The sequence below is a fragment of the Streptomyces caelestis genome, assembly GCF_001279005.1.
Classification (GTDB): domain Bacteria; phylum Actinomycetota; class Actinomycetes; order Streptomycetales; family Streptomycetaceae; genus Streptomyces; species Streptomyces heliomycini.
In genome coordinates this window covers 1-2,715 of the sequence record NZ_LGCN01000003.1, presented here as the reverse complement: position 1 = coordinate 2,715, position 2,715 = coordinate 1, and the positions used below count along the sequence as shown (strand labels likewise).

Below are 2,715 nucleotides of genomic sequence, written 5' to 3'. Positions count from 1 at the left end.
ATCGAGCCGGGTGAGATCGAGTCGGCGTTGGTCGTCCACCCGTCGGTGGCGCAGGCCGCGGTGGTCGTCCGCGAGGACCGCCCCGGCGACAAACGCCTCATCGCCTACGTCGTGGCCGCCGGGGACGGCCGCGTCGACACCGACGCCCTCCGCCGGCACGCCGGCGCCGCGCTGCCCGAGTACATGGTCCCGGCCGCCTTCGTGGAGCTGGACCTGCTGCCGCTGACGGCCAACGGCAAGCTCGACCGGCGCGCCCTGCCCGAACCCAGGCTCGGCACGGGGCCCGGGGGCCGACAGGGCCGTACGCCCGTCGAAGAGGTGCTGTGCGGACTGTTCGCGGACGCGCTGGGACTGCCCGCGGTCTCCATCGACGACGACTTCTTCCGGCTCGGCGGACACTCCCTGCTCGCCACCCGCCTGGTCAGCCGCGTCCGGCGCACCCTGGGCGCCCGGGTGTCGGTGCGCGACCTGTTCCGGCAGCCCACCGTGGCCCGGCTCGCGGTGTTCATCGCCGAGGGCGCGGACGCGGACCGGCGCCCGGCGCTGGTGGCGGGGGAGCGGCCGGAGCGGGTGCCGCTGTCCGCCGCCCAGCGGCGGCTGTGGTTCCTGGACCAGATGGAGGGCCCCTCCGCCACCTACAACATCCCGCTCGCCGTACGGCTCACCGGCGCCCTCGACGCCGACGCGCTGCACCTCGCCCTGAGCGACGTGGTGGCCCGGCACGAGGCGCTGCGGACCGTCTTCCCGGCCGAGCAGGGCACCCCGTACCAGCGGGTCCTGCCCGCCGAGGAGGCCCGGCCCGCACTGGCGCTCATCCCGGCGACCCGGGAGGCGCTGCCGACGGTGCTGCGCGACCTGTCCGCCACCACCTTCGACCTGGCACGCGAACTGCCTTTGCGGGCCGACCTGTTGCGAGTCGAGGACGACGAGCACGTGCTGCTCCTCGTCACCCACCACATCGCCTCCGACGGCTGGTCCACCACGCCGCTGATGCGGGACCTGGCCGCCGCCTACACGGCCCGGGTCGAGGGCGCGGCACCCGGCTGGGAGCCGTTGCCGGTGCAGTACGCCGACTACGCGCTGTGGCAGCAGGCGCTGCTCGCGGCGGACGAGGAGCGGCAGCTCGACCACTGGCGGCAGGCGCTGGAGGGACTGCCGGAGGAGGTGACGCTGCCCGCCGACCGGGCCCGGCCCGCCACCGCCTCGTACCGGGGCGCCTCGCTGACCGTGCGCTGCCCCGCCGGACTGCACGCCTCGCTCACCCGGCTGGCACGGGAGAGCGGCACCACCCTGTTCATGGTCGCGCAGGCGGCCACGGCGGCCCTGCTGGCGCGTTCCGGCGCCGGCGGCGACATCCCGATCGGTTCCCCGGTCGCGGGCCGGGGCGAGGAGGCGCTGGAGGACCTGGTCGGGTTCTTCGTCAACACCCTCGTGCTGCGCACCGACGTCAGCGGCGACCCGACCTTCCGTGAACTCCTCGACCGGGTGCGGACGACCGACCTCGCGGCCTGGTCGCACCAGGACGTGCCGTTCGACCGGTTGGTGGAGGCACTCAACCCGGAGCGGTCGGCCGCCCGGCACCCCCTCTTCCAGGTCATGCTGTCGGTCACCGACGCGGCCGACCCGGTGCCCCGGCTGCCCGGCCTGCACGCCGATGCGGAGTTCACCACCCTCGACATCGCCAAGTTCGACCTCACCTTCACCTTCCACGAGCACCGCGCCCCCGACGGCGGCCCGGCCGGGCTCGGCATCACCGTCGAGTACGCCACCGACCTGTACGACCCGGCGACCGTCTCCGCCGTCACCGCACGCCTGGTACGGCTGCTCCGGGCCGCCGCCGACACCCCCGACACACCGATCGGAGCCCTCGACGTCCTGGCCGACGACGAGCGGGCGCGGCTGCTCGACACCTGGCACGGCACCCGGCGGGTCCGGCCGGCCGCCGCGCTGCCGGAGCTGTTCGCCGGGCAGGCCGCCCGCACCCCCGACGCCGTCGCCCTCACACACGGAGCACAGCGGCTGACGTACGCCGAGCTGGACCGGCGCGCGAACCGGCTCGCCCACCGGCTGATCGCCGAGGGGGTGCGGCCGGGCTCCCGCGTGGCGCTCTTCCAGGAGCGCTCACCGGAGGCGGTCGTCGCGATCCTTGCCGTCGTCAAGGCCGGCGCCGTGTACGTGCCGCTGGACACCCGCTACCCGAAGGACCGCATCGACCTCATCGTGCGCATGTCAGGCGCGGAGGTGTTCCTCACCGACCGCGACCCGAGCGGCCTCGAACTCCCCGACGGCGCCCGCGCCCTGTCGGTGACCGACCCGGCCGGCTCGTACGCCGGCACGGCCCCCGAGGTCACCGTCCACCCCGACCAGCTCGCCTACGTCATGTTCACCTCGGGCTCGACGGGCGTGCCGAAGGGCGTCGCCGTCACCCACCGCAATGTCACCGAGCTTGCCGCGGACGACCGCTTCACCGGCGGCGCCCACCGCCGGGTCCTGCTGCACTCGCCGCTCGCCTTCGACGCGACGACGTACGAGCTGTGGGCGCCGCTGCTGTCCGGCGGCACCCTGGTGGTGGCCCCGCCCGGCCTGCTGGACGCCGCCGCGCTGACCCGGGTCCTGGCCGAGGGGTCCGTCACCGGGTTGTGGCTGACGGTCGGGCTGTTCCGGCTGGTCGCCGAGGAGGACCCGGCGGCCTTCGCCGGGCTGCGCGAGGTGTGG

At 75.2% G+C, this 2,715-nt stretch carries 1 protein-coding gene; it reads left to right on the top strand.

The window, feature by feature from the left end:
* The coding region (locus ADK41_RS02395) for a condensation domain-containing protein (protein ID WP_159043932.1) at positions 1 to 2,715 on the top strand (2,715 nt) is incomplete at both ends.